The organism is Arthrobacter sp. A5 (genome assembly GCF_051131705.1).
In the GTDB taxonomy this organism is placed as follows: domain Bacteria; phylum Actinomycetota; class Actinomycetes; order Actinomycetales; family Micrococcaceae; genus Arthrobacter_M.
Genome location: NZ_CP180316.1, coordinates 3,708,706 through 3,735,097, shown reverse-complemented (window position 1 = coordinate 3,735,097; position 26,392 = coordinate 3,708,706). Strand labels below are relative to the sequence as shown.

General features: G+C 61.9%; 21 protein-coding genes and 1 tRNA gene. 19 read left to right on the top strand and 3 right to left on the bottom strand.

The window, feature by feature from the left end:
* Positions 1 to 70 precede the first annotated feature (70 nt).
* The 4 genes from ACLLJI_RS17705 to ACLLJI_RS17690 all read left to right on the top strand — a co-directional run bounded on the left by ACLLJI_RS17705 (position 71) and on the right by ACLLJI_RS17690 (position 3,181).
* Positions 71 to 553, top strand: coding sequence for a pyridoxamine 5'-phosphate oxidase family protein (locus ACLLJI_RS17705; RefSeq protein ID WP_434615007.1), 483 nt, complete (start codon positions 71 to 73; stop codon positions 551 to 553).
* 39 nt (positions 554 to 592) lie between these two features.
* Positions 593 to 2,002, top strand: coding sequence for a cryptochrome/photolyase family protein (locus tag ACLLJI_RS17700; protein ID WP_434615004.1), 1,410 nt, complete (start codon positions 593 to 595; stop codon positions 2,000 to 2,002).
* 151 nt (positions 2,003 to 2,153) lie between these two features.
* Positions 2,154 to 2,369 carry a hypothetical protein gene (locus ACLLJI_RS17695; RefSeq protein WP_434615001.1) on the top strand — a complete coding sequence of 72 codons (216 nt, stop codon included), beginning with the start codon at positions 2,154 to 2,156 and terminating at the stop codon, positions 2,367 to 2,369.
* 86 nt (positions 2,370 to 2,455) lie between these two features.
* Positions 2,456 to 3,181 (top strand): glycosyltransferase family 2 protein, encoded by a 726-nt coding sequence (locus tag ACLLJI_RS17690; RefSeq protein ID WP_434614998.1) that lies wholly within the window; start codon positions 2,456 to 2,458, stop codon positions 3,179 to 3,181.
* 60 nt (positions 3,182 to 3,241) lie between these two features.
* On the opposite strand, the gene ACLLJI_RS17685 is transcribed toward ACLLJI_RS17690, so the two are convergent.
* A complete protein-coding gene (locus ACLLJI_RS17685) occupies positions 3,242 to 4,477 on the bottom strand; it encodes a pyridoxal phosphate-dependent aminotransferase (protein WP_283559753.1) in 1,236 nt (411 codons plus the stop codon).
* Between the two features lie 212 nt (positions 4,478 to 4,689).
* Between ACLLJI_RS17685 and ACLLJI_RS17680 the strand changes: the two genes are divergently transcribed.
* The 9 genes from ACLLJI_RS17680 (at position 4,690) to rplL (ending at position 11,152) form a co-directional block, all read left to right on the top strand.
* Positions 4,690 to 4,762 (top strand) — tRNA-Trp (locus ACLLJI_RS17680).
* A 160-nt stretch (positions 4,763 to 4,922) separates the two neighbouring features.
* Complete coding sequence (secE, locus tag ACLLJI_RS17675; RefSeq protein WP_283559752.1) at positions 4,923 to 5,216, top strand: preprotein translocase subunit SecE; 294 nt, start codon at positions 4,923 to 4,925, stop codon at positions 5,214 to 5,216.
* 87 nt (positions 5,217 to 5,303) lie between these two features.
* Positions 5,304 to 6,254 (top strand): transcription termination/antitermination protein NusG, encoded by a 951-nt coding sequence (nusG, locus tag ACLLJI_RS17670; protein WP_434614993.1) that lies wholly within the window; start codon positions 5,304 to 5,306, stop codon positions 6,252 to 6,254.
* A 141-nt stretch (positions 6,255 to 6,395) separates the two neighbouring features.
* Positions 6,396 to 6,827 (top strand): 50S ribosomal protein L11, encoded by a 432-nt coding sequence (rplK, locus tag ACLLJI_RS17665; RefSeq protein WP_196396932.1) that lies wholly within the window; start codon positions 6,396 to 6,398, stop codon positions 6,825 to 6,827.
* A 268-nt stretch (positions 6,828 to 7,095) separates the two neighbouring features.
* Complete coding sequence (rplA, locus tag ACLLJI_RS17660) at positions 7,096 to 7,803, top strand: 50S ribosomal protein L1 (protein ID WP_283559749.1); 708 nt, start codon at positions 7,096 to 7,098, stop codon at positions 7,801 to 7,803.
* Positions 7,804 to 7,925: 122 nt separating this feature from the next.
* Positions 7,926 to 8,486, top strand: coding sequence for a GNAT family N-acetyltransferase (locus ACLLJI_RS17655; protein WP_434614988.1), 561 nt, complete (start codon positions 7,926 to 7,928; stop codon positions 8,484 to 8,486).
* 179 nt (positions 8,487 to 8,665) lie between these two features.
* Entirely contained in the window at positions 8,666 to 9,778 is a 1,113-nt protein-coding gene (locus tag ACLLJI_RS17650) for a GNAT family N-acetyltransferase (RefSeq protein ID WP_283559747.1), read from the top strand.
* 309 nt (positions 9,779 to 10,087) lie between these two features.
* Positions 10,088 to 10,678 (top strand): 50S ribosomal protein L10, encoded by a 591-nt coding sequence (rplJ, locus tag ACLLJI_RS17645; protein WP_283559746.1) that lies wholly within the window; start codon positions 10,088 to 10,090, stop codon positions 10,676 to 10,678.
* 99 nt (positions 10,679 to 10,777) lie between these two features.
* Positions 10,778 to 11,152, top strand: a complete 375-nt coding sequence (gene rplL, locus ACLLJI_RS17640; RefSeq protein WP_283559744.1) for a 50S ribosomal protein L7/L12 — start codon at positions 10,778 to 10,780, stop codon at positions 11,150 to 11,152.
* A gap of 187 nt (positions 11,153 to 11,339) precedes the next feature.
* On the opposite strand, the gene ACLLJI_RS17635 is transcribed toward rplL, so the two are convergent.
* Positions 11,340 to 12,533, bottom strand: a complete 1,194-nt coding sequence (locus ACLLJI_RS17635; RefSeq protein WP_434614983.1) for an acetyl-CoA C-acetyltransferase — start codon at positions 12,531 to 12,533, stop codon at positions 11,340 to 11,342.
* Positions 12,534 to 12,897: 364 nt separating this feature from the next.
* Here ACLLJI_RS17635 and rpoB point away from each other — a divergent pair, with 364 nt between their 5' ends.
* Positions 12,898 to 16,431 carry a DNA-directed RNA polymerase subunit beta gene (rpoB, locus tag ACLLJI_RS17630; RefSeq protein ID WP_283559742.1) on the top strand — a complete coding sequence of 1,178 codons (3,534 nt, stop codon included), beginning with the start codon at positions 12,898 to 12,900 and terminating at the stop codon, positions 16,429 to 16,431.
* A gap of 281 nt (positions 16,432 to 16,712) precedes the next feature.
* The gene (locus ACLLJI_RS17625) at positions 16,713 to 20,615 is read left to right on the top strand and encodes a DNA-directed RNA polymerase subunit beta' (RefSeq protein ID WP_434614979.1); all 3,903 of its coding nucleotides are present in this window, start codon (positions 16,713 to 16,715) and stop codon (positions 20,613 to 20,615) included.
* A 160-nt stretch (positions 20,616 to 20,775) separates the two neighbouring features.
* Here ACLLJI_RS17625 and ACLLJI_RS17620 read toward each other — a convergent pair whose 3' ends face one another.
* A complete protein-coding gene (locus tag ACLLJI_RS17620; RefSeq protein ID WP_434614976.1) occupies positions 20,776 to 21,540 on the bottom strand; it encodes a C1 family peptidase in 765 nt (254 codons plus the stop codon).
* A 401-nt stretch (positions 21,541 to 21,941) separates the two neighbouring features.
* Here ACLLJI_RS17620 and rpsL point away from each other — a divergent pair, with 401 nt between their 5' ends.
* From rpsL to tuf, 4 genes are all read left to right on the top strand, one after another.
* Entirely contained in the window at positions 21,942 to 22,316 is a 375-nt protein-coding gene (rpsL, locus tag ACLLJI_RS17615) for a 30S ribosomal protein S12 (RefSeq protein WP_196396939.1), read from the top strand.
* Between the two features lies 1 nt (position 22,317).
* A complete protein-coding gene (gene rpsG, locus ACLLJI_RS17610) occupies positions 22,318 to 22,788 on the top strand; it encodes a 30S ribosomal protein S7 (protein WP_196396940.1) in 471 nt (156 codons plus the stop codon).
* A 76-nt stretch (positions 22,789 to 22,864) separates the two neighbouring features.
* Entirely contained in the window at positions 22,865 to 24,967 is a 2,103-nt protein-coding gene (gene fusA / locus ACLLJI_RS17605; RefSeq protein WP_434614971.1) for an elongation factor G, read from the top strand.
* A 160-nt stretch (positions 24,968 to 25,127) separates the two neighbouring features.
* Positions 25,128 to 26,318 (top strand): elongation factor Tu, encoded by a 1,191-nt coding sequence (gene tuf / locus ACLLJI_RS17600; protein ID WP_283559738.1) that lies wholly within the window; start codon positions 25,128 to 25,130, stop codon positions 26,316 to 26,318.
* Positions 26,319 to 26,392 lie beyond the last annotated feature (74 nt).

Below are 26,392 nucleotides of genomic sequence, written 5' to 3'. Positions count from 1 at the left end.
CTCCCGGCCCTTGACCGGGACCCATAGGATGAAAATGGAAGAAGCTACCACCGCAACGCAAGGAGACGTCATGGCAGAGAATGAGGAAATCCGCCGGATCATCGATATCGTTAATGAGTCCAAAATCGGCATGTTCACCACCGTCGACAAAGATGGAACGCCGATCAGCCGGCCGATGACCGTACAGCAGACCGCTGACGATGCGGACCTGTGGTTCCTTACCGATAAGGACACCTCCGTCGTGGCGGAGCTGGAACTAAGCAATAAGGTCAATGTTTCCTTCGGTCATGGCACCGACTGGGTATCGGTCTCCGGCACTGCTAAGACCTTGCAGGACACGGCGAAGGTCAAGGAGCTGTGGAGTCAGGCCAATACGGCGTTCTTCCCCGACGGCCCTGAAACACCTGGTCTGACGCTCATTCACGTCGACTCGGATTCGGCCGAATACTGGGAAACGCCCGGCGGCGTGGCCAGCGTCGCCTTTCGCTGGGCCAAGGCGCGCGTCACCGGCAAGCAGATCAACGCCGGTGACAGTCACGTCGTCGAACTCTAGGCGCGTCCGAACATTAATTGAAAGGTGGATTGACCGCCAATGGGCACTTCTCTGGTGTGGCTTCGCGATGACCTGCGCCTAGTCGACAATCCTGCACTTCATGCTGCCTGCGGCCGAGGCGGAAAGGTTGCCGTCGTCTACATTCTGGATGAGCAGAGCACCGGGATACGGCCTTTGGGCGGTGCCACGAAATGGTGGCTCCACAAATCCTTGGCTGCGTTGGACTTGTCGCTGAAGGCAATCGGCTCCACTCTTGTACTCCGGCGCGGCAAAGCCTTTGACGTAGTGGGCGATCTCGTCAGCGAGATGAAAGTAGAAGGGGTTTTTTGGAACCGCCGCTATGGCTCGGCGGAGAGAGCCATTGATGGACAGATCAAAGCTGCCTTGACTAACCAAGGGCTGGAGGTGGCAAGTTTTCACGCCAATCTGCTGTTCGAGCCTTGGGAGATCAAGACGGGATCGGGAACACCCTATAAAGTTTTCACGCCATTTTGGCGAGCGTGCACCGATCGGTCCGAACCTCGCCATCCCCTGCCCGCATCGTCCTTTATTGATGCCGTCCATGCTGACAGCGACGTGTTGAGCAGTTGGTCCCTGCTGCCCAAACCTGACTGGGCTGCCGGACTGAGCGCTGAATGGGCCCCGGGCGAAGACGGAGCCGAACGCCGCTTGGCGGAATTCTGCGACCGCGGCGGCGCCGGCTACGCCGTGGATCGAGACAAGCCAGCCGTCGAAGCAACCAGCCGGCTGTCACCACATCTGCGGTTTGGCGAAATCAGCCCCTTTCGAATCTGGCACGCGATTCGTTCCGTCCAGGGAGGCGCAGCCGAGGATCTGGCGGTGTTCCGTACCGAACTGGGGTGGCGGGAGTTCTGCTGGCAGCTGCTCTACTTCCATCCGCACCTCGCCGCCGTAAACTATCGTCGGAAATTTGATGCCTTCCAATGGCAGACACCGTCCCCGGGGGAACTGGCAGCCTGGCAGCAAGGCCGTACCGGATACCCGCTGGTGGACGCCGGAATGCGCCAGCTCTGGCAGACCGGTTGGATGCATAACCGCATACGCATGGTCGTTGCGTCGTTCCTGGTCAAGAATCTGCTCGTAGACTGGCGGGTTGGCGAGCAATGGTTCTGGGACACGTTGGTGGACGCTGACGCCGCCAACAATCCGGCGAACTGGCAATGGGTGGCCGGCTCCGGTGCCGACGCGGCACCATATTTTAGAGTTTTCAATCCAATAACGCAGAGTCGTAAATTCGATCCGGACGGGGCTTATTTGCGCCAGTTCGTCGCCGAGCTCGCCGGGCTCGGTCCCAAGGCGATCCACGAGCCCTGGAAAGGGCCACACTCCCAGGACGGCAATAAGAAATACCCGCCGCCCATAGTAGAACTAGCACCTTCACGGGAGAGAGCATTGGATGCCTACGCCGCTCTCGAGGACCCGCTCTAGGTCAAGCGCTGACATCAGTTGCAGATCCCGCACGGAGAGAAGGTTGCCATCCGTCAAAGGGGGAGCGTCATCCAGACCCTTCAAATCATGCACGATCTGTGCAAGGCTGGAAGCTCTTCAACGATTTGATTACCTACGGAGGTCGGTCTGAATGATTGAGAAGCTTCACGAAACCGGAATCAAGAGTGAGTATGCGTATCTTGGTGGATTCGCCTCCATTGCCCTTTCCTTCATAGCGTGGCTTATTAGCCGAGGCAAGCCGGACGATTCCAAGGCCCAATCAGACCGCTGGGGAATTTTCATCGGGCACTGGGCACCCACTTTTTTCGCAATCGGCATCGCGCTGCGGCTGGAAGAAAAAAAGTAGCCCGCAGCCTTCATTCATGTTAGGCGGAGTATGACGACGGCGGGCGGTCAGGTCGGGATTGTCCCAAAGGGTGGACCGTCCGCAGAGTGCTGACGCTGTCTGTAGTGATCCCCTGCAGGGACGATGCCGAAAACCTCAAGCAGTGCTTACAGGCCCTCGCCAAGCAAACAGTGGACCCGATTGAAGTTATCGTCGTTGACAACGGATGCCGGGACGAAAGCGCACGTATTGCCGAACTCTATGGTGCCGCGGTGGTTTTTGAGCAAGCGAGCGGCATTTGGGCCGCTGCCGCGGCCGGCTACGACGCCGCCGTCGGGGATATTCTTGTCCGGTGTGATGCGGACTCCAGGCCTCCCCCCGATTGGTTGGCCAGGATCGCCGCGCATTTTGCTGCGGATGAGACGCTAACAGGTCTCACCGGCCCCGGCGTTTTTTATGGTCTTCCCCGCTATCAGCGAGCCTTAGCAGGGATCCTGTACATGAGGCTGTACTTTCTCGCCGTCGGTGCAGCGCTGGCGCACTGGCCCCTGTTCGGTTCCAATATGGCTATTCGGCGCAGCTGCTGGTGCGAGATCCGGCGCAGCGTACGACGATACGATGCGCAAGTGCACGACGACATCGATTTGAGTTTCATCCTTGGACCGCATCGCAAAATCCGCTACGATTCCAATCTCCGTGTGGGAATCTCGCCTCGAGCCCTATGCGGGTCAAGGAATCTCATGCGTCGTTTCTCCCGCGCATTCCACACCCTAAGCGTTCATTGGAAAATGGAAGCGCCCTGGCATCGCTGGCAGGATCGCCTCGAACACTAGCGTCATGGCTCGCCTCTTTTGCACCGCCCCACTTTCCCTTGCCCCTACTCTGTGCTGCCCTTACTCCGCGCTGCCCAGGAACTCCTGCAGCCGACGGACGCCAACGGCTAGGTCATCGTCTCCGAGGGCGTAGGAGAATCGGAGGAAGCCACTAGGGCCGAACGCCTCGCCGGGAACAACGGCCACCTCCACCGTGTCCAGGATGAGGGCGGCCAGCTCGGCCGAAGTGGCGCACCGCACGCCGCCCAGTTCGCGGCCGAGCAACCCGCGGACGTCCGCGTACACGTAGAAGGCGCCATGCGGCGTTGGGCAAACGACGCCGTCGATCGCATTGAGACCCGCAACGATGGCCTTGCGGCGACGATCGAAGGCCACCTTCATCTCTTCCACGGCAGTCAAAGGACCGGCGACGGCGGCAAGGGCCGCCAGCTGGGTGATGTTGGCGACGTTGGAGGTCGCATGTGACTGCAGATTCGTCGCCGCCTTCACCACGTCTTTGGGCCCGATCATCCAACCAACCCGCCAGCCGGTCATGGCGTAGGTCTTAGCGACGCCGTTGAGGATGACCACGCGGTCGCCGAGTTCCGGCGCCGCGGTGGCAATCGAGGTGAACGGCACGCCGTCGTATGTCAGGTGCTCGTAGATTTCGTCGGTGATGACCCACAAGCCCTTCGCGGCCGCCCATTGACCGATGTCCTTGGTCTGTTCCGGGGAATATACGGCCCCGGTCGGGTTTGACGGCGAGACGAACAATAGGATCTTGGTCCGCGGGGTCAGGGCAGCCTCCAGCTGGTCGACGCTGATCAGATAGCCCTGCTCCGGCCCGGCGAAAACCTCCACCGGTACACCGCCGGCAAGCCGGATGGCCTCCGGATAGGTTGTCCAGTACGGCGTCGGCAGCAGCACCTCGTCACCCGGATCCAGCAGGGTTGCGAATGCCTCGTAGACGGCCTGTTTCCCTCCATTGGTGACGACCACCTGCGACGGGTCAACGCGGTAACCGGAATCCCGCAGGGTCTTGGCGGCAATGGCCGCCTTGAGCTCCGGCAGGCCAGCCGCGGGGGAATACCGGTGGTTGCGGGGCTGACGGGCAGCTTCGATGGCCGCCTCAACAATGTAATCGGGAGTCGCGAAGTCGGGTTCCCCGGCGCCGAATCCGATCACCGGATGTCCCGCCGCCTTGAGCGCCTTGGCCTTGGCATCCACGGCCAGCGTGGCCGACTCGGCAATCGCGGCGATCCGGGCGGATACCCGCGCGGCAGGGGCGGAGGGAACTGCGCTCACTTCGGCAGACATTTGGGGGACTCTTTCTGGAGAGGTTCGTACCTGGCGGGGATATCCGAGTCTAGTTTAGGCGTACGGGCGTCCCGGTTCGACGTGGGGCCTTCGATTGCGTAGACTGTTTCCCGGTGTTGAAATCGCCATGGTGAACCGCGCCTATCTGACGGATTCCTGCAGAGGATCTCCGATGGAGGCCGGGGCGGATGGCGAGGGATCACCGGCTACATAGGGTAGTGGCGCAATTGGTAGCGCAGCGGTCTCCAAAACCGCAGGTTGCAGGTTCGAGTCCTGTCTGCCCTGCGCACAATCGGTGCGGCGGCCCGGGCCGATAGTCATCACGATTATCGGTCCCGGATCCGCTGCACGGCTCAGCGACAACCAGCACTGAAGTAAACAGCGGCGTGGAAAAACCAGCACTAAGGAACCGTTCAGCTCTGAACAGGTGACCGGACCTACGAGGATGAGTGAGGCATTGGTGACCGAAACAGCTGCCAGCAGCTCCCGGGGCCGTCCCGCCAAGAAAAGCACGAAGCCCAGTAAGCCCGGGTTCTTCGCGCGCATCGCACTCTTCATCCGGCAAGTCATCGGGGAGCTGCGTAAGGTTGTGGCACCGACTCGTAAAGAGCTGGTGAATTACACGGTTGTGGTGCTGGTGTTCGTGATCATCATGATGGCAATCGTCACCGGCCTGGATCTTGCCTTCGGTAAGGCCGTCCTGTGGATTTTTGGCGGAAGCGGCCCCGTAGAGCAATAAGGCGCTCGACATTGCCGACCCCGCAGGAATCATCGGTACGGGGTCGGTTTGAGCCATTTAAGTTCGGATTAGGAAAGCAGGAAATACGTGTCTGAGCAGGAGCTCGAAGTAAACGAGAGTGTGCTGGACGAAAGTGCGGCTGCGGCAAACGCAGACGGCGACTCGAATTCCGCTGTAGCCGAAACCGGAGAAGAATCATCCGTGGAGGCGCAGGGGGAGGTGGCCGACGACGAGACCGACTCGGGCGACGCCGTCGCAGACACGCCCGATTCCGTCGGCCACACGTCCGACGACACGGAACCGACTGACGACGAGACCGTCCCGAGCGACGCCGTCGCCGATCGCACCGACACGGCCGACGACGAGACCGACCCGAGCGACGCCGTCGCCGATCCGTCCGACGTCGATGCCCTCGCGGTCGCCGCGGCGGAAGCCGCAGTGGACCCGGCCGATGAATTCAAGGCCAGGCTGCGTCGCCAGGAGGGTGACTGGTATGTTATCCACTCCTACGCCGGCTACGAAAACCGCGTCAAGGCGAACCTCGAAACCCGCATCACGTCCCTGAATATGGAAGAGCACATCTTCGAAATCCAGGTTCCGATGGAGGAGGTCGTGGAGATCAAGAATGCGCAGCGCAAGGTGGTGAACCGCGTTCGCATCCCCGGCTATGTCCTGGTCCGGATGGATCTGACCGACGCATCGTGGGGGGTCGTCCGCCACACTCCCGGCGTCACAGGCTTTGTGGGCAACGCCCACAACCCGGTCCCGCTGCGTCTGGACGAGGTCTTCTCGATGCTGGCGCCGATCTTCGAGGAAGAGCAGGCCGAAGCAGGCCAACCGGTCAGGCACCATCCAGCTGATGCGATTATCGACTTCGAGGTTGGCGAGTCCGTTATCGTCAAGGACGGCCCGTTCGAGACGCTGCCGGCCACCATCTCCGAAATCAAGCCGGAATCCCAGACCTTGGTGGTGTTGGTCTCCATCTTTGAACGTGAAACCCCCGTCACGCTCTCATTCAATCAGGTTTCAAAGATCTAGGGCTGGAGCTCGTATAATTAGTTTTCGCTCCGGACCGGCCCGCTTAGCCGGAACGGAGCGGTGACCATCACGCCATGATGGTCAAAGAACCTGGGGTGCGCTCCGTCGCCCCAGGAAAGTTATTGAAAGAAGGACCCGAAATTGGCCCCCAAGAAAAAGGTCACCGGCCTCATCAAGCTGCAGATCCAGGCAGGTGCCGCTAACCCGGCGCCTCCCATCGGACCCGCCCTTGGTCAGCATGGTGTCAACATCATGGAATTCTGCAAGGCGTACAACGCTGCCACGGAATCCCAGCGCGGAAACGTTATCCCGGTGGAAATCACGGTCTACGAAGACCGTTCCTTCACGTTCATCACCAAGACGCCGCCGGCTGCAGAGCTGATCAAGAAGGCCGCCGGTGTTGCCAAGGGTTCAGGAACCCCGCATACCGTTAAGGTTGCCAACCTGACCAAGGCCCAGGTGACCGAGATTGCGACGCAGAAGATGGTGGATCTGAACGCGACGGACATCGAAGGCGCAATGAAGATCATCGCCGGCACCGCCCGCTCCATGGGCATCACCGTCGAAGCCTGAGGAATGAACGGACGGTGGGGGTTGAGGAACGAAGCACCCGCCGGAAGTGAGTCCCGCAAGGCTTCGACACATTGAATACCGTCGAAGCCTGAGGAACCCGAGCATTACCCCGGTGATCGACCAAGGGCGTCAGCGCCTGGGTGGAGATCGCCGAATATCAAGACAAACCAGATAACGACGGCGGACAGGGCGCGCAGGTGCCAACCGCCGCCGGTGGCAGGGCCCAGCGCGGTCCGCAGACCACAACTGCACAAGGAGAAACAGCAGCATGGCAAAGCGCAGCAAAGCATATGAGGCAGCGGCCGCCAAGATCGACGCGGAGAATTTCTACGCGCCGATGGAGGCCATTAAGCTCGCCAAGGAAACCAACCCGTCCAAGTTCGATGCGACCGTAGAGGTTGCTTTCCGGTTGGGCGTCGACCCCCGCAAGGCGGACCAGATGGTGCGCGGTACCGTTATTCTGCCGCACGGAACCGGTAAGACCGCCCGCGTACTTGTTTTCGCCACGGGTGACCGTGCCGAGGCAGCGATCGCAGCCGGAGCCGATTTCGTTGGTTCTGACGACCTGATCGAAAAAATCCAGGGCGGCTGGACCGACTTCGACTCCGCCGTGGCAACTCCGGACCTGATGGGTAAGGTCGGCCGCCTGGGTAAGATCCTGGGCCCGCGCAACCTGATGCCGAACCCGAAGACCGGTACCGTCACCAACGATGTTGCCAAGGCTGTGCAGGACATCAAGGGCGGAAAGATCGACTTCCGCGTGGACAAGCACTCCAACCTCCACTTCATCGTCGGCAAGGTCTCCTTCGGGGCCGTCCAGTTGGCGGAGAACTATGCGGCAGCCCTGGAAGAGGTGCTTCGTCTGAAGCCGTCCGCTTCCAAGGGCCGTTACCTGCAGAAGGCAACCGTCGCCACCACGTTCGGCCCGGGCATCGCCGTGGACCCGAGCGTCACCAAAGTCCTGACGGAAGCATAGGGATAAAAGCCCGCTGAAGGCCGGTGCAGCAGTTGCTGCACCGGCCTTTTTGTACCCTGCGCCGTCCTTTTCTGCCCTGCGCAGGGTTTCGGCCACGACATCTCCACCAGAAAGGAACCGGCATGACCGTGACGATCCGTGCAGCCCAGATCCCTGACGTTCCGGCACTTGCCAGCCTGGCTGCGCTGACCTTCCCGCTGGCGTGTCCTCCGGACGCCGGTGAAACTGATATCGCGGCGTTTATCGGGACCAATCTGGCCGCGGAGAATTTCGACGGCTTCATCGTGGATCCGCGCGCGGCGGTCCTTGTCGCGGAGGAGCACGGGGCGCTGCTGGCCTACAGCCTGCTGGTGGCCGAGCCCCCGTCGGATTCTAAAGTGGCTGCCGCGGTTACGGCCCTGCCGGCCATCGAACTGAGCAAGTTCTATGTCCATCCGGAACACCACGGCGGCGGAACGGCGCGCCGGCTCATGAATGACTCCGTCAACCGCGCCCGCAAGTTCGGCGGAGCGTCGGTATGGCTGGGCGTCAATAGCGAAAACACGCGCGCGCTCCGCTTTTACGCCAAGTGCGGATTTCATGAAGTCGGCACGAAGAGCTTCCGCCTGGGCGCCCGCGTGGAACACGACTTTGTCCTACAACTGGTCATCGATGACTATCCCGGGACGGCCGGGATTCGGTAGATGGCGCCCCCGCAGACTCCGTGTCCCCTTCCGCGGGCCTATGATTTGATCAACCCTGAGAAAGTGGCTTCAACAATGACGTTGAGCGTCAGCACCGACGCGGTGCATCTGCCCAGCCGTCCCGGTACCCCGCACGTTGCGGGTATGGTGCCGGGCCGTCCATGTCCGGAAGGGATTTTGTGAAGACGATCCAGATCGAACAGCTTCGGCCGCCGGACTCCCTCGAGGGTCCCGAGGCGCAGGATCTGCTGGCGTCCGTGGCGGTATCACGTCAGGTCCGGATCCATACCTGGGGAAATGACGACCTCGCCTATACGGCGGATGAAATGCTGCAGACATTTTCGGACCCATATGAGTGGTACGTGGTCCTGCTGGCGCGGGTCGACGGGGTGATTGTGGGTCGTGCCGGGATTGCCCTGCCGCTGACCGACAACACCGATCTGGCGCACGTGACCTTGGATGTTCTGCCCTCGGCCCAGAACAACGGCGTGGGCCGTGAGCTGCTCGCCGCCGCCGAGCAGTTTGTCCGGGGCGAAAACCGGCGCAAGGTGATGGTGGAGACGAATCATCCGGCCTCCACCCTCGGCCAGCGCGACGACGAGAGCCTGACTGCGGCCGATGGCCTGGGATATCTGCCGCTGAGCAGCCGGGAGGTGATTTTTGCCCGGAGTGCCGGGTATGACCTGCAGCAGGTAGGGCAGTTCAGTGCCTGCCACGTGCCCTTGGACCCGGCCGTGGCCGCCCGACTGAAGGCCGGATTGAGCGGACTGCAGGGCGGCGATTACGCACTGCATCAATGGGTGGACCAGTGCCCGGACCGGTGGGCGGAATGCATCGTCGCGCTGGAAGCCGCCATGGCCGCCGACGCCGCCGCGGACGGCGACGACGCTGCTCACGACGGCGACGGGCAGGATCTGTGGACCGTAGACCGGCTCCGCGAGACCGAGGCATTAGCCCAGGCGCGTGGCCGGCACACGCTGGTGACAGCGGTGGAGGAACTGGCCATCGGCAAGCTGGTTGGCTTCACGTCCATCTCGGTGCTAGGACACCGGGACGACGTGGTTTTCCAGGACGACACGATCGTTCTGCCTGAGCATCGGGGGAAAAACCTGGGCATGTTGATCAAGGTGGGGAATCTTGAGCTACTGGCCGAGCGGTTTCCGCTTGCCCGTTCCGTCTATACCTGGAACGTGGTGGAACGGGACTACATGATTGAGGTCAACCGCAAGCTCGGCTTCGCGCCGGCGGGGGTCACCGGGCAGTGGAAAAAGCCGCTCGGCACCGGGACCTAGGATTTGGCGACCCGGGGGTACATCCCGTAGGCTGAAATCACCAAAGACCGTCGGTCGACGGAAATTCACCCCCCCGCTAGTGATCACAATCTGTCATCGCGAGCGGGAATACGGGCGGAATTCCATCCGAAAGTCCCTATGCTAGGGCGGCCGGCGCAGGTGAACGAAGTGAGCCTCCACCACCATCCGGACTCCGGATGCCCTGTCGAGGCGAAGCCCCGGGCATCTGCGCGGGGCGTTTTTAGTATGTGCTGCTCATCCGGCACGGGGACCCGAACTGACCGGCTTTAATTTCCCGGAAGGAGGGTTATGGCAACGCCGAACAAGGTGGCAGCCGTGGAGGAAATCACCAACGATTTCAACGCGTCCAACGCTGCAGTCCTAACCGAATACCGCGGGCTCACCGTTGCACAGCTCAAGGAGCTGCGTGTTTCTCTCGGCCGCGAGAACAAATTCTCGGTCGTCAAGAACACCCTGACCGCCATTGCGGCCAAGGAAGCCGGTGTTGGTGCTTTTGAAGGCCACCTGGCCGGCCCGACCGCTATCGCGTTCATTAAGGGTGACGCTGTTGCGGCAGCAAAGAGCCTGACGGATTTTGCAAAGACCAACAAGGCGCTGGTCATCAAGACCGGTTACTTCGAAGGTAGAGCGCTGGATGCTGCTGAAGTTGCCGCACTTGCGGCTCTTGAGTCGCGTGAAGTGCAGCTGGCCCGTGTTGCTGCGGTTCTGCTCGCCCCGATGGCTGCGGCCGCCCGCACCCTCGACGCGCTGCGCCTCAAGCTTGACGAAGGCACCGAAGCTCCCGTTGTTGAGGCTTCGGCCGCTGACGCCGAAGCACCGGCCGCCGGCGAAGAGCCGGCAGCAGAAGCGCCTGCGGCAGAAGCGTCCGCCGAGGCCTAGTCCTCATGGGGTCCAACCCCGGTTCCATCCTGAATTCCACGAGGACTTTAGGTTATAGACTCCGGCCATCACGGCCAAAAACAAGAAGGAGCGCCACACATGGCTAAGCTCACCAACGACGAGCTCATTGCAGCTTTCAAGGAACTGACCATTATCGAACTCTCCGAGTTCGTCAAGGTCTTCGAGGAGACCTTCGAGGTCACCGCCGCCGCCGTTGCCGTTGCGGGCCCCGCGGCCGGTGCCGCTGAGGAAGAAGCCGAGAAGGATTCCTTCGACGTTATCCTCGAAGCCGCCGGCGACAAGAAGATTGCCGTCATCAAGGAGGTGCGCGCCCTGACCTCCCTCGGACTGAAGGAAGCCAAGGACGTCGTAGACTCCGCGCCGAAGGCTGTTCTCGAAGGCGCGACCAAGGAAGCTGCCGAGAAGGCAAAGGAATCCCTGGAAGCAGCCGGAGCAACCGTTACCCTCAAGTAACAGTTACTCTCAGCTACAAAGAAGCCCCGCACCGGTTGGTGCGGGGCTTCTTTGCATCGGGGCGGATCATTCTGCGCACTGCTGGGAGTGGGCCCCGCGCAGGAGCTGCTCCTGCGCGCGGCGAGACCCCAACAGTGCGCGGCTTGTGTCGCAGATTCGCGTTGTGCGGGTTAGCCCCTGTGTCGGGTCAGTCGCGGTACAGCAACAAGGCCTCGCCCTGGCCGCCGCCGCCGCAGAGGGACACCGCAGCCTTGCCGGCGCCGCGCCGGCTGAGCTCCTGTGCGGCGTGCAGGGCAAGCCGCGCGCCGGACGCACCGATGGGGTGTCCCATGGCGATCGCCCCGCCGTGGATATTGCACTTTTCCAGCGGGTAATCAAGATCCTTGAGGGACTGCACGGCGACGGCCCCGAACGCCTCGTTGATTTCGATGAAGTCCAGATCCGCCACCGCCCAACCGGCAAGTTTGAGCGCCTTGTTGATCGCATTGGAGGGCTGTGACTGCAGCGAGGTATCCGGTCCGGCCACCTGCCCGGGCTTGCCGACAACGGCGAGCCAGGACAGTCCGTTGTCCTCTGCATAGCCGCGGGTACTGAGCACGACGGCGGCAGCACCGTCCGAGAGTGGGGAGGAGTTCCCTGCCGTGATCGTGCCGTCCTTGGCGAAGGCCGGCCGCAGGCCAGCCAGTGTCTGGACAGTTGTCTGCGGCCGCAGGCCTTCGTCCTTGGCGACGGTCAGATCCGGGCCCTTGCGCTGCGGAACCGCCACGGTGACGATTTCATCGTCAAAAATTCCCGACTCCGCGGCGGCTGAGGCGCGCTGATGGGACGCGGCCGCAACCTCGTCCTGGGCGCGCCGGTCGATGCCGAGCCGGCCGTTATGCCGCTCCGTGGAGGTGCCCATCGATTCATGGTCAAAGGCGTCGGTCAGCCCGTCACGGGCAACGGAATCGATGGCGGTGAAGTCACCGTAGGTCCAGCCCTGGCGGGAACCGGGGAGCAGGTGCGGACCGTTGCTCATGGACTCCTGGCCGCCGGCGACCACCACGCTCGCCTCACCGGAATGGATCAGGCGGGCGGCATCCGTGATGGCGGCCAGTCCGGACAGGCACACCTTGTTGATCGTCACGGTGGGGACATTCCAGCCGATACCGGCTGCAATCGCGCTCTGCCGGGCCGGGTTCTGGCCGGCTCCGGCCTGGATTACCTGGCCCATAATGACGGCGTCCACCTGACCGGCACTGACGCCCGCCCGGTCCAGCGCGCCGGTAATGGCCTTGGCGCCCAGCTCGACGGCGGTGAATCCGCCCAGCTGGCCGTTCAGTCGCCCGAAGGGTGTCCGCGCCCCGGACAAGATGACAACGTCAGAAGGATTTGCGGTCATGGAAGAGCACTTCGCTTTCATCGGGTCGGAGTTCGTCACGTCACCGGCGCTGGTTAACTTGAGGCGCCGCTCACATAGAATCTAACAGCTTGCCGCGGCGGGATATTTCCGGCACGGGCACTCCACGCGCACAGAACTTCTCGACGAGGCGTATGATGGATGGTCCATTGGACATGGCCGGCGATTTGCCGTATTGTAGATCTTTGCGTCTCCCCTCTTAACCTTCAGCCTTCATATAGCGGTGGGCTTTGCCATGAAATCAGTTGTGTTCGCCGAACGCAGCGGGTCAGTTTGGCGTCGAATCAGTTCGAAGAACGGTAAGGGTTACGCAGAACACGCCTGAAGGTCTGTGGAAGGATCCCTCTTGGTCGCCTCGAGCACCTCTAATGTAAACAGCGCTAATGTAACGAGTGCTTCAACCGCTATTGATACCAACAGCACCGATGGTGCCACGCGTCGTATCTCATTCGCAAAGATTCATGAGCCCCTTGACGTTCCGAATCTGCTCGCGCTGCAGACCGAGAGCTTTGACTGGCTCGTCGGCAATGAGCGCTGGCAGTCACGAATGCACGTCGCCGTGGAATCCGGGGACCAGAGTGTCGCCACCACATCGGGGCTGGCCGACATCTTCGAAGAGATCTCCCCGATCGAGGATTTCCAGGGCACCATGTCCCTGTCCTTCTCGGAACCGGAGTTCTCCGATCCGAAGTACACGATGGCTGAGTGCAAGGACCGCGACGCGACCTTTGCGGCTCCGCTGTACGTGAAGGCCGAGTTCATGAACAACAACACCGGTGAGATCAAGCAGCAGACGGTGTTCATGGGCGACTTCCCGTTGATGACGGAGAAAGGTACCTTCGTCATCAACGGCACCGAGCGCGTCGTCGTCTCCCAGCTGGTCCGTTCCCCGGGTGCGTACTTTGAGCGCACCGCGGACAAGACGAGCGATAAGGACATCTTCACCGCCAAGATCATCCCGTCCCGCGGCGCCTGGTTTGAACTCGAAATCGACAAGCGTGATCAGGTCGGCGTCCGCCTTGACCGCAAGCGCAAGCAGTCGGTCACCGTCCTGCTGAAGGCACTCGGCTGGAGTGAGGGCCAGATCCTCGAGGAATTCGGCCAATACGACTCCATCCGCGCCACGATGGAAAAAGACACCACCGTGACCCGCGAAGATGCCTTGCTGGACATCTACCGGAAGCTGCGTCCGGGCGAGCCGCCCACAGTCGAGGCTGCCGACGCACTGCTGCACAACCTGTACTTCAACCCGAAGCGCTACGATCTGGCCAAGGTCGGCCGTTACAAGATCAACCGCAAACTCGGCATCGACAAGCAGCTCAACGCCGATGATGCATCGGTGCTGGACATCGACGACATCGTCGCGATGATCAAGTTCCTGGTTGCGCTGCACAACGGCGACAAGACGCTGGCCGGCAAGCGCGATGGCAAGGCGCACGAGCTCCGCGTCGAAACCGACGACATCGACCACTTCGGCAACCGCCGTATCCGCGCCGTCGGCGAGCTGATCGAGAACCAGGTCCGCACCGGTCTTTCCCGGATGGAACGCGTTGTCCGCGAGCGCATGACGACCCAGGACGTCGAAGCGATCACGCCGCAGACCCTGATCAACATCCGTCCGGTGGTGGCCGCGATCAAGGAGTTCTTCGGAACGTCGCAGCTGTCGCAGTTCATGGACCAGAACAACCCGCTGGCCGGTCTGACGCACAAACGCCGTCTTTCCGCGCTCGGCCCGGGTGGTCTGTCCCGTGACCGCGCCGGTATGGAGGTCCGTGACGTTCACCCGTCGCACTACGGACGCATGTGTCCCATCGAGACCCCTGAAGGCCCGAACATCGGTCTGATCGGTTCGCTGGCGTCCTACGGCCGGATCAACCCCTTCGGTTTCATCGAGACGCCGTACCGCAAGGTTGCCAACGGCCACGTGAGCGACGACGTCGATTACCTCACCGCCGATGACGAGGTTGAAGTTGTCATTGCCCAGGCCAACGCGCCGCTGACGACTGACAGCGACTTTGCCGAGGAAACCGTCCTGGTCCGCCAGCGCGGCGGTGGCGGCGAGCCGGTGCTTATTCCGGCCGCCGAGGTCGAGTACATGGACGTGTCGCCGCGCCAGATGGTGTCGGTGGCTACCGCCCTGATCCCGTTCCTGGAGCATGACGACGCCAACCGCGCCCTGATGGGTGCGAACATGCAGCGCCAGGCCGTGCCGCTGGTCCGTTCCGAGGCTCCTTTCGTGGGCACCGGCATGGAGCGCGCGACGGCGGTCGACGCAGGCGACGTCGTCATTGCCAAGAAGGCGGGGGTGGTCTCCGAGGTTTCGGCGGACCTGGTCGTCATGCTCAACGACGACGGCACCGAAACGAAGTACCCGATTGCCAAGTACCACCGCTCCAACCAGGGCACCGCGTACAACCAGCGCGTCCTGGTCTCCGAGGGCCTGCGGCTGGAAGTCGGCGGCATCATCGCCGACGGTCCCGCCACGGATCAGGGGGAGCTTGCACTGGGGAAGAACCTGCTCGTGGCATTCATGTCCTGGGAAGGCCACAACTACGAGGACGCGATCATCCTCAGCCAGCGCATTGTGGCCGAGGATGTACTCTCCTCCATCCACATCGAAGAGCATGAGATTGATGCCCGCGACACCAAGCTCGGTGCCGAAGAAATCACCCGCGACATCCCGAACGTCTCCGAGGAAATCCTCGCCGGTCTGGACGAGCGCGGCATCATCCACATCGGTGCCGAGGTAGAGGCCGGCGACATCCTGGTCGGCAAGGTCACTCCCAAGGGCGAGACCGAACTGACTCCGGAAGAGCGTCTGCTGCGCGCCATCTTCGGTGAGAAGAGCCGCGAAGTCCGCGACACCTCGCTGAAGGTTCCGCACGGCGAGTCCGGCACCGTCATCGGCGTCCGGATCTTTGACCGCGACTCCGACGACGAGCTGCCCCCGGGCGTCAACCAGCTGGTGCGCATCTACGTAGCCAACAAGCGCAAGATCACCGATGGTGACAAGCTGGCCGGCCGGCACGGCAACAAGGGTGTTATCTCCAAGATCCTGCCGATCGAGGACATGCCGTTCCTGGCTGACGGCACCCCGGTCGACATCGTGCTCAACCCGCTGGGTGTTCCGGGCCGCATGAACGTCGGACAGGTGCTGGAAACACACCTCGGCTGGGTCGCGAAGACCGGTTGGAACATCGAGGGAGAGCCGGAATGGGTCAAGAACCTGCCGAATCTGCCCCGGGTTTCCGGCCAGACGACGGTTGCCACGCCCGTGTTCGACGGCGCCCGTGAGGAAGAAATCACCGGCCTGCTCGATTCGACGACGCTCACCCGTGACGGTGTGCGCCTGATCGACTCCTCCGGAAAGACCGTGCTTTTCGACGGCCGTTCCGGCGAGCAGTTCCCGGACCCGATTTCAGTGGGCTATATGTACATCCTGAAGCTCCACCACCTGGTGGACGACAAGATTCACGCCCGCTCCACCGGTCCGTACTCCATGATCACCCAGCAGCCCTTGGGCGGTAAGGCGCAGTTCGGCGGACAGCGCTTTGGTGAGATGGAAGTGTGGGCACTGGAGGCCTATGGCGCGGCGTACACGCTGCAGGAACTATTGACGATCAAGTCCGATGACATCCACGGCCGCGTGAAGGTCTATGAGGCCATCGTCAAGGGCGAGAACATTCCGGAGCCGGGTATCCCCGAATCCTTCAAGGTTCTGATCAAGGAAATGCAGTCGCTGTGCCTGAACGTGGAAGTGCTTTCCACCGACGGCACCACGATTGAGATGCGTGACTCGGATGAAGAAGTCTTCCGGGCAGCGGAGGAACTGGGCATCGACCTTTCACGGGCCGAGCCGAATTCCGTCGAAGAAGTTTAGTTCCGTAACCGGTTCTCGTGCCTAGGCTCGGGACGGCGTGCCGAAGGCTCCTGCGGCCGCGGGCGGCCTTAGTCGCTTGGCGCACGCCTTCCCCCGAGCCCAGACACGAGCCGGACGGCTTCCGGAGGAAGTCGGACGCCAAGGTTCCGAGGCCGCCCAGCGGCCGAGGGGCCCTTCGGTCCGACGTTCCGGGAGCCGCCCGGCGTAGCCGATGAACTGCAAACTTCTCCGCACCCCGCATAGACATTCAGAATTAGAGAACAAGAGAGAACAGGGACCATATGTCCAGCGAATCCTCCTTCGGCCTCATGCAGATCGGCCTGGCCACCGCGGATGATATCCGCGACTGGTCGCACGGCGAAGTCAAGAAGCCGGAAACCATCAACTACCGCACGCTCAAGCCCGAGAAAGACGGCCTCTTCTGCGAGAAGATCTTCGGCCCGTCCCGGGACTGGGAGTGCTACTGCGGCAAGTACAAGCGCGTCCGTTTCAAGGGCATCATCTGTGAGCGCTGCGGCGTCGAGGTCACCCGTGCGAAGGTGCGCCGCGAGCGGATGGGGCATATCGAGCTGGCCGCACCGGTCACGCACATTTGGTACTTCAAGGGTGTCCCGTCCCGTCTGGGCTACCTCCTTGACCTGGCCCCGAAGGACCTCGAAAAGGTCATCTACTTCGCTGCCTACATGATCACCAGCGTCGATGAGGAAGCGCGCCACGCGGAACTGCCGAACCTGCAGGTCGAGCATGACCTGGAGACGAAGCAGCTCGTCGATACCCGCGATTCGGACATCGCCACGGTGGCCCGGGATCTGGAGAACGAGCTTGCCCGTCTCGAGGGCGAGGGCGCCAAGGCGGCCGAGAAGAAGAAGGCCCGCGACTCCGCGGACCGACAGATGGCCAACATCCGCAAGCGTGCGGATGCGGAAATCGAGCGCCTCACCCAGGTGTGGGACCGTTTCAAGGGGCTCAAGGTTGCCGATCTCGAAGGCGACGAGGGCCTGTACCGCGAGCTGCGTGACCGCTACGGCATGTTCTTCGAGGGCTCCATGGGCGCCGAGGCGATCAAGAAGCGGCTGGAAAGCTTCGACATGCCCGCCGAAGGCGAGCTGCTGCGCGACATCATCGCCAACGGCAAGGGCCAGCGCAAGACCCGCGCCCTGAAGCGGCTGAAGGTGGTCAACGCGTTCCTGACCACCAACAACTCCCCGCTCGGCATGGTGCTGGATGCTGTCCCGGTGATACCGCCGGAACTGCGCCCGATGGTCCAGCTCGACGGTGGCCGTTTCGCCACCTCGGACCTGAACGACCTGTACCGCCGCGTGATCAACCGCAACAACCGTCTCAAGCGGCTGCTCGATCTGGGCGCGCCGGAGATCATTGTCAACAACGAGAAGCGGATGCTTCAGGAGGCCGTTGACAGCCTCTTCGACAACGGCCGGCGCGGCCGCCCGGTCACCGGACCGGGTAACCGTCCGCTGAAATCGCTCTCCGACATGCTCAAGGGCAAGCAGGGTCGTTTCCGCCAGAACCTGCTGGGTAAGCGCGTAGACTACTCCGGCCGTTCCGTGATCGTCGTCGGGCCGCAGCTGAAGCTGCACCAGTGTGGTCTGCCCAAGCAGATGGCGCTGGAGCTCTTCAAGCCGTTCGTGATGAAGCGCCTGGTTGATCTGAACCATGCGCAGAACATCAAGAGCGCCAAGCGGATGGTGGAGCGTTTCCGCCCGCAGGTCTGGGATGTGCTCGAGGAGATCATCACCGAGCACCCGGTACTGCTGAACCGTGCACCAACCCTGCACCGTTTGGGCATCCAGGCGTTCGAGCCCCAGCTGGTGGAGGGTAAGGCCATCCAGCTGCACCCGCTGGTCTGTGGCGCGTTCAACGCCGACTTCGACGGCGACCAGATGGCAGTGCACCTGCCGCTGAGCCCCGAGGCGCAGGCCGAGGCACGCATTCTGATGCTGTCCTCGAACAACATCCTGAAGCCCTCGGACGGCCGTCCGGTGACCCTCCCTTCACAGGACATGATCATTGGTCTGTACCACCTGACCACCAAGCGCTCCGGTTCCGCCGGGGAAGGCAGGTCTTTCACCACAGCGGCAGAAGCCATCATGGCTCACGACGCGGGTGTGCTGCACCTGAATTCGCAGGTCAAGATCCGGTTGGACAACTTTGTCCCGTACGCGGGCTGGGAAGCTCCGGAAGGCTGGGAGGCCGGCCAGCCGGCCATCGTCAACACGTCGCTGGGACAGGTCATCTTCAACGAGACCCTGCCCGAGGACTACCCGTGGGTGGAGAATGTCGCTGACAAGGGCGAGCTCTCCACGATCGTGAACGACCTGGCAGAGCGTTACCCGAAGGTTGTTGTGGCGGCGACGCTGGATAACCTCAAGGATGCCGGTTTCTACTGGGCCACGCGCTCCGGTGTCACCGTGGCCATCTCCGACATTGAGGTGCCCAAGGAGAAGCCCGCCATTCTGGAGGGTTACGAGGCCAAGGCCGCCAAGGTGCAGTCCCAGTTCGAGAAGGGCCTGATCGCCGATGACGAGCGCCGTCAGGAACTGATCGACATCTGGAACCAGGCCACCAACGAGATCGCCGATGTGATGCGGAAGAACCTTTCCGCTTCCAACACGATCAACCGGATGGTTTCATCCGGTGCCCGTGGGAACTGGATGCAGGTCCGTCAGATTGCCGGTATCCGCGGCCTCGTGGCCAACCCGAAGGGTGAGATTATTCCCCGACCGATCAAGTCCTCCTACCGCGAGGGCCTGTCGGTGCTGGAATACTTCATTGCCACGCACGGTGCCCGCAAGGGACTGGCCGATACGGCCCTGCGTACCGCCAACTCGGGTTACCTGACCCGCCGTCTGGTGGACGTTTCGCAGGACGTCATCGTCCGTGAAGATGACTGCGGCACCGAGCGGGGCCTGACCCTGCCGATCGCCGTGGTGGATGCCAATGGCGAGCTCACGCTGCACGAGGAAGTCGAGAACAGCGTTTACGCCCGCACCCTGGCCACCGAAGTGCTGGATTCCACCGGCAAGATGCTGGCCGAGGCCGGTGCCGACGTCGGCGACGTGCTGATCGGCGAGCTCTTCGCCGCCGGCATCACCGACGTCAAGGTCCGCTCCGTACTCACCTGTGAGTCCGCCGTCGGAACCTGTGCCCTGTGCTACGGCCGTTCACTGGCCACCGGTAAGACCGTGGACATAGGTGAGGCCGTAGGCATCATCGCCGCACAGTCCATTGGTGAGCCCGGTACCCAGCTGACCATGCGTACGTTCCACACCGGTGGTGCTGTTTCGGCCAGCCGCGGCGAGGACATCACGCAGGGTCTGCCGCGTATTCAGGAGCTCTTCGAGGCACGCACACCCAAGGGTGTTGCCCCGATCGCCGAGGCGGCCGGACGCATCAGCATCGAAGAGTCCGAGCGTCAGATGCGGCTGGTGCTGACTCCCGACGACGGTACCGAGGAAATCGCGTACCCGGTGCTGCGCCGTGCGCGTCTGCAGGTTGCCGATGGCGATCACGTGGAGGTCGGCCAGAAGCTGGTGGTGGGTGCAGTTGACCCGAAGCAGGTGCTGCGTATTCTAGGCCCGCGTGCCGCTCAGAAGCATCTGGTGGAGGAAGTCCAGCGTGTCTACCGCAGCCAGGGTGTGGGGATCCACGACAAGCACGTCGAGGTTATCGTCCGCCAGATGCTGCGCCGCGTTACGGTCATCGAATCCGGCGAATCCAACCTCCTGCCGGGCGAGCTGGCAGAGCGCGGACGGTTCGAATCCGAGAACCGCCGCGTGGTATCCGAAGGCAAGCAGCCGGCGTCGGGCCGTAACGAGCTGATGGGTATCACCAAGGCTTCGCTGGCCACCGAGTCCTGGCTGTCCGCAGCATCCTTCCAGGAGACCACCCGCGTCCTCACGCAGGCGGCCATGGAAGGCAAGAGCGATCCGCTGTTGGGCCTGAAGGAAAATGTCATCATCGGTAAGCTGATCCCTGCCGGGACCGGCCTGCCGCGCTACACCAACGTCAAGGTGGAGCCGACCGAGGAAGCGAAGGCCAACCTGTTCACCGGACCGAGCGCCTTCAGCGACTTTGACTACACCGGCGTCGGCGGAGACCTTTCACCGGAGTTCCATGCCATCCCGTTGGATGACTACGACCTGGGTACCGGTTTCAGCAACTAGCTGAGCTAAGAGAGCTGCCGAGGGTCCCAAGCTGAGCTTGCGAAGCTTGGGAGGCGGCGAACGACGAGGGCGGCCCCTCACCTTCCGGTGCGGGGCCGCCCTCGTTTATGGACCTGGCGTCAATGGCCCTGCGTGCGGGGGACCCGCCGTCCGCCGACGCTCAGCTCGTGGACCGGATGGTCCAGAAATCGGTGGACAGTGCGCTGGTCAATAGATACGCGTACGGCATGGTGGCATAGCCCTGCTTGCCCCATCCGCTGCCCCAGGAATTCCGGATGACGAAGCGCTGTGCCGCGTCGTCATAGCCGACCGCCAGCACGCAATGGCCGCCCAGGACCTTCTCATTGGACGCCGGCATTGGTACCGTTCCGGTGGAGGTGACGGTGGGCTCTTCGAAGCTCTCGTACACGGTAAAGCCGAAGACGATTGGATAGCCGGCGGCAAGGCATCCCTTCAGCTGTCCCAGCGATTGGACCACGCGTGAATAGCTGATCACCCGGTGGGAGCCGGCCTGCTGAAAGCAGCTGTCCGGAGGTTTGACCGAAAATTTTGTGATGTCGTACGGCCAGTTCGATTCATCACAGGCGCCCGTTTGGGCCACCGTCTTAATCCCGTCCCGGATCATCGCACCGGAATCCGAGCCGACGGTGCCCTCGATCACGCGCTCGTTGTAGTAGATGAACAGCCGGGAGGGGACGGAAGTGTCGGGAAGCCCCTCTTTCATGGCGTCGAACTGCAGGCTCCCCGCGATGCCATTGCCGGTACAGGAGCCGAGCTGTCCCTGGTCATAGACCGGCGGGCATTGCGGGGTCAGATCGACCTTGGCCGGGAGTTTGGCGACCAACGGTGGGGGAACGGCATACAGATGATCACGCTGGTCCGGCAGATCGGGAATCCATCCGTAATGAGAGTTGGTCCTTGTCATGGCGGGTCACCCTCCTGGCGCATAAGCAGGCCCGGCGGGCCAGGGAAACGCATGCGCTACCCTGAGAGTGCTCCGGCCCGGTGGCTGCGTCAAGAGGTCCGAAACGGCGGGAGCAGCCGAAGTCAAGGGGCGGCCCGGCGGCGTGTTAGACTGGTTAACAATTGTTAGTGTGGCAGTGGATGAATGTGTTGTGAGGCGGTTGCCTCGGGACGCAGTTCCGGTTGCAGGGTTCCTGTGCAACGAATGCCACATTTTTGCATGCCTAGGTGCGGTCAGGCCGCGTAGGGTGCGACGACGAATGATAGGGCTTCGCTTCAGCGCTCACCACACGCGGCTACGCAGGTGAGTGGCGGGGCAAAGCAACACGAGAACCCTCTCGAGAAAAAACGGAGAACACGAAAGTGCCTACGATTCAGCAGTTGGTCCGTAAGGGCCGCTCCCCTAAGATCTCAAAGACCAAGGCTCCCGCTCTTAAGGGAAGCCCCATGCGCCGCGGCGTGTGCACCCGTGTTTACACCACGACTCCGAAGAAGCCTAACTCGGCTCTGCGGAAGGTTGCCCGCGTGCGCCTCAACGGTGGCGTGGAAGTAACCGCCTACATCCCCGGTGTGGGCCACAACCTCCAGGAGCACTCCATTGTGCTCGTCCGCGGTGGTCGTGTTAAGGACCTTCCCGGTGTTCGTTACAAGATCGTCCGCGGTGCACTTGATACCCAGGGCGTAAAGAACCGCAAGCAGGCCCGCAGCCGCTACGGTGCAAAGATGGAGAAGAAGTAATATGCCTCGCAAGGGTCCGGCCCCCAAGCGGCCGCTAGTAATTGATCCCGTTTACGGTTCGCCGTTGGTCACGCAGCTGATCAATAAGGTCCTCGTTGACGGCAAGAAGTCCACCGCAGAGCGCATCGTGTACGGCGCACTCGCGGGCGCCCAGGAGAAGTCCGGGGGAGACCCCGTTGCCGCTCTGAAGAAGGCCATGGAAAACATCAAGCCCAGCCTTGAGGTCAAGTCCCGCCGTGTCGGTGGCGCGACCTACCAGGTTCCCGTTGAGGTCAAGCCGGGCCGCGCAACCGCGCTGGCGTTGCGTTGGCTGGTCGGCTACTCCAAGGGCCGCCGCGAGAAGACCATGACCGAGCGTCTGCGTAACGAGATTCTGGATGCCTCCAACGGTCTTGGTGCGGCCGTGAAGCGCCGCGAAGACACTCATAAGATGGCCGAGTCCAACAAGGCCTTCGCCCACTACCGCTGGTAGAACCTTTCGGCCGACGACGGCGGCACTAGCCTGACGTCGTCGGCCAAAAAAAGGCTTTCCGACAAAGGGAGACACCGTGGCACTCGACGTGCTTACCGACCTTAGTAAGGTCCGCAATATTGGCATCATGGCTCACATTGATGCAGGCAAGACCACCACCACCGAGCGCATCCTGTTCTACACGGGCGTGAACCACAAAATTGGTGAAACGCACGACGGTGCCTCGACCATGGACTGGATGGCACAGGAGCAGGAACGTGGCATTACGATCACCTCCGCCGCCACCACCTGCTTCTGGGACAACAACCAGATCAACATCATCGACACCCCCGGTCACGTCGACTTCACCGTTGAGGTGGAGCGCTCACTGCGCGTCCTCGACGGCGCCGTCGCCGTGTTTGACGGCAAGGAAGGCGTGGAACCGCAGTCCGAGACTGTATGGCGCCAGGCCGATAAGTATGATGTTCCCCGTATCTGCTTCGTCAACAAGATGGACAAGCTCGGCGCGGACTTCTACTTCACCGTGGACACCATCATCAAGCGACTGGGTGCCAAGCCGCTGGTTCTCCAGCTGCCGATCGGCTCGGAGAGCGAATTTGAAGGCGTTGTCGATCTGATCGAAATGCGTGCGCTCACCTGGCGTGGCGAGACCGAGATGGGTGCCAAGTACACCGTTGAACCCATCCCCGCCGGACTGCAGGCCAAGGCCGAAGAGTACCGCGCCGCGATGCTCGAAACCGTCGCCGAATCCGACGACGAGCTGATGGAGAAATACCTCGGTGGTGAAGAACTCACCGTCGCCGAGATCAAGGCGGGCATCCGTACGCTGACCGTCAGCAGCCAGATTTACCCGGTGCTGTGCGGATCTGCATTCAAGAACAAGGGCGTCCAGCCGATGCTGGACGCGGTTGTCTCCTACCTTCCGTCGCCGCTGGACGTTCCTGATATTCAGGGTCACGACGTGCGCGATGAAGAGAAGATTGTCACGCGGGCGGCAAATTCGCAGGCGCCGTTCTCGGCTCTCGCGTTCAAGGTTGTGACGCACCCGTTCTTCGGGCGTCTGACCTACATCCGCGTGTACTCCGGGCATGCATCCTCGGGAACGCAGGTGCTGAACTCCACCAAGAACAAGAAGGAACGCATCGGCAAGCTGTTCCAGATGCACGCCAACAAGGAAAACCCGGTGGACGGGGTCACCACGGGGCACATCTACGCGGCGATCGGTCTGAAGGACACCACTACCGGCGACACGCTGTGCGACCTCGCGGACCCGATCGTGCTCGAGTCCATGAGCTTCCCGGAGCCCGTGATCTCGGTTGCGATCGAGCCGAAGACCAAGGGTGACCAAGAGAAACTCTCCACCGCCATCCAGAAGCTCTCCGAAGAGGACCCGACCTTCCAGGTCTCCCTCAACGAGGACACCGGGCAGACCATCATTGCCGGCATGGGTGAGCTGCACCTGGATATCCTGGTTGACCGTATGCGCCGTGAATTCCACGTTGAAGCCAACGTGGGCAAGCCGCAGGTCGCGTACCGCGAAACCATCAAGCGCGCCGTCGTCAAGCACGACTACACCCACAAGAAGCAGACCGGTGGTTCCGGTCAGTTTGCCAAGGTGCAGATTGCGATTGAGCCGATGGATGTTGTTGAAGGCGTGCTGTATGCCTTCGAGAACAAGGTCAGCGGTGGCCGTATTCCGCGTGAATACATCCCCAGCGTTGACGCCGGCATCCAGGACGCGCTCAATGATGGTGTCCTGGCCGGTTACCCGGTTGTGGGCATCAGAGCGAAACTGCTTGATGGCGCCTACCACGATGTCGACTCGTCGGAAATGGCGTTCAAGATCGCCGGCCGGATGGCTTTCAAGGAAGCCGCACGGATGGCGAACCCGGTTCTGCTCGAACCGCTGATGGAAGTTGAAGTCCGCACCCCTGAGGAATACATGGGTGAAGTAATCGGTGACCTCAACTCCCGTCGTGGCCAGATGCAGTCGATGGAGGATGCAAGCGGCGTGAAGGTAATCGTTGCCCACGTGCCGCTGTCGGGGATGTTCGGATACATCGGTGACCTTCGGTCCAAGACCCAGGGCCGTGCCGTGTACTCGATGAAGTTCGACAGCTACTCTGAGGTTCCGAAGGCTGTTGCCGACGAGATCATCCAGAAGAACCGCGGCGAGTAACAACCAGCAAGTAGCAACAACGCCGAGGGCATTGCAGCCGATGCCCGAAGAAACCGGCAATTTCACCAAACCCAAAGCCCCCCAGTAGACTTGCTGAAGTTTCAGTAGCGAAAAGCGCCGCTGACGAGTAAGTCTTCTCAAAACGTTCTAGGAGGAACCTGTGGCAAAGGCAAAGTTCGAGCGGACTAAGCCGCACGTTAACATCGGCACCATCGGTCACGTTGACCATGGTAAGACGACGCTGACGGCTGCCATCTCCAAGGTACTGTACGACAAGTACCCGACGATCAACGAGCAGCGCGACTTCGCGTCGATTGACTCTGCTCCTGAGGAGAAGCAGCGCGGCATTACCATCAACATCTCCCATGTTGAGTACCAGACCGAGAAGCGTCATTATGCACACGTCGATGCTCCCGGCCACGCTGACTACATCAAGAACATGATCACTGGTGCAGCGCAGATGGACGGCGCGATCCTCGTGGTTGCCGCTACCGATGGCCCGATGGCTCAGACCCGCGAGCACGTTCTGCTCGCCCGCCAGGTTGGCGTTCCCTACCTGCTGGTTGCGCTGAATAAGTCGGACATGGTGGATGACGAGGAGCTCCTCGACCTCGTCGAAATGGAGGTTCGTGAGCTGCTCACCGCGCAGGGCTTCGACGGCGACAACGCTCCCGTGGTGCGCGTTTCGGGCCTGAAGGCTCTGGAAGGCGATCCGGTATGGGTCAAGTCCGTTGAGGACCTGATGGATGCGGTGGACGAGAGCGTTCCGGATCCGATCCGCGACAAGGACAAGCCGTTCCTGATGCCGGTTGAAGATGTCTTCACCATCACCGGCCGGGGAACCGTTGTCACGGGTCGCGCGGAGCGCGGTACCCTCAAGATCAACTCTGAAGTTGAAATTGTTGGTATCCGTCCGGTCCAGAAGACCACCGTTACCGGTATCGAAATGTTCCACAAGCAGCTCGACGAGGCATGGGCCGGCGAGAACTGTGGTCTGCTGCTGCGCGGTATCAAGCGCGAAGACGTAGAGCGTGGCCAGGTTATCGTCAAGCCGGGTTCCATTACCCCGCACACCGATTTCGAGGCCAACGTCTACATCCTGGCGAAGGACGAAGGCGGGCGTCACAACCCGTTCTACTCCAACTACCGCCCGCAGTTCTACTTCCGCACCACGGATGTTACCGGCGTCATCACCCTGCCCGAGGGCACGGAAATGGTTATGCCCGGCGACAACACCGAAATGACTGTCGCGCTGATCCAGCCGATCGCCATGGAAGAGGGCCTTGGCTTCGCCATCCGTGAGGGTGGCCGCACCGTTGGCTCAGGCCGCGTCACCAAGATCGTCAAGTAGCGCGTTCGGCATACCTTTTCGTGTCGACTTCGTCGCCACGTAGGGACCCGGTGCCAGCCGCTTAGCCGGCTCGC

What these genes read in the sequence shown, in the direction of transcription:
- ACLLJI_RS17700 (WP_434615004.1), top strand. Translation starts at nt 593, where the DNA reads ATGGGCACTTCTCTGGTGTGGCTTCGCGATGACCTGCGCCTAGTCGAC.
- secE (WP_283559752.1), top strand. Translation starts at nt 4,923, where the DNA reads ATGAGTGAGGCATTGGTGACCGAAACAGCTGCCAGCAGCTCCCGGGGC.
- ACLLJI_RS17685 (WP_283559753.1), bottom strand. Translation starts at nt 4,477, where the DNA reads ATGTCTGCCGAAGTGAGCGCAGTTCCCTCCGCCCCTGCCGCGCGGGTA.
- ACLLJI_RS17635 (WP_434614983.1), bottom strand. Translation starts at nt 12,533, where the DNA reads ATGACCGCAAATCCTTCTGACGTTGTCATCTTGTCCGGGGCGCGGACA.
- ACLLJI_RS17625 (WP_434614979.1), top strand. Translation starts at nt 16,713, where the DNA reads ATGTCCAGCGAATCCTCCTTCGGCCTCATGCAGATCGGCCTGGCCACC.
- rplA (WP_283559749.1), top strand. Translation starts at nt 7,096, where the DNA reads ATGGCAAAGCGCAGCAAAGCATATGAGGCAGCGGCCGCCAAGATCGAC.
- ACLLJI_RS17620 (WP_434614976.1), bottom strand. Translation starts at nt 21,540, where the DNA reads ATGACAAGGACCAACTCTCATTACGGATGGATTCCCGATCTGCCGGAC.
- ACLLJI_RS17705 (WP_434615007.1), top strand. Translation starts at nt 71, where the DNA reads ATGGCAGAGAATGAGGAAATCCGCCGGATCATCGATATCGTTAATGAG.
- ACLLJI_RS17655 (WP_434614988.1), top strand. Translation starts at nt 7,926, where the DNA reads ATGACCGTGACGATCCGTGCAGCCCAGATCCCTGACGTTCCGGCACTT.
- rpsG (WP_196396940.1), top strand. Translation starts at nt 22,318, where the DNA reads ATGCCTCGCAAGGGTCCGGCCCCCAAGCGGCCGCTAGTAATTGATCCC.
- ACLLJI_RS17695 (WP_434615001.1), top strand. Translation starts at nt 2,154, where the DNA reads ATGATTGAGAAGCTTCACGAAACCGGAATCAAGAGTGAGTATGCGTAT.
- rplL (WP_283559744.1), top strand. Translation starts at nt 10,778, where the DNA reads ATGGCTAAGCTCACCAACGACGAGCTCATTGCAGCTTTCAAGGAACTG.
- rplJ (WP_283559746.1), top strand. Translation starts at nt 10,088, where the DNA reads ATGGCAACGCCGAACAAGGTGGCAGCCGTGGAGGAAATCACCAACGAT.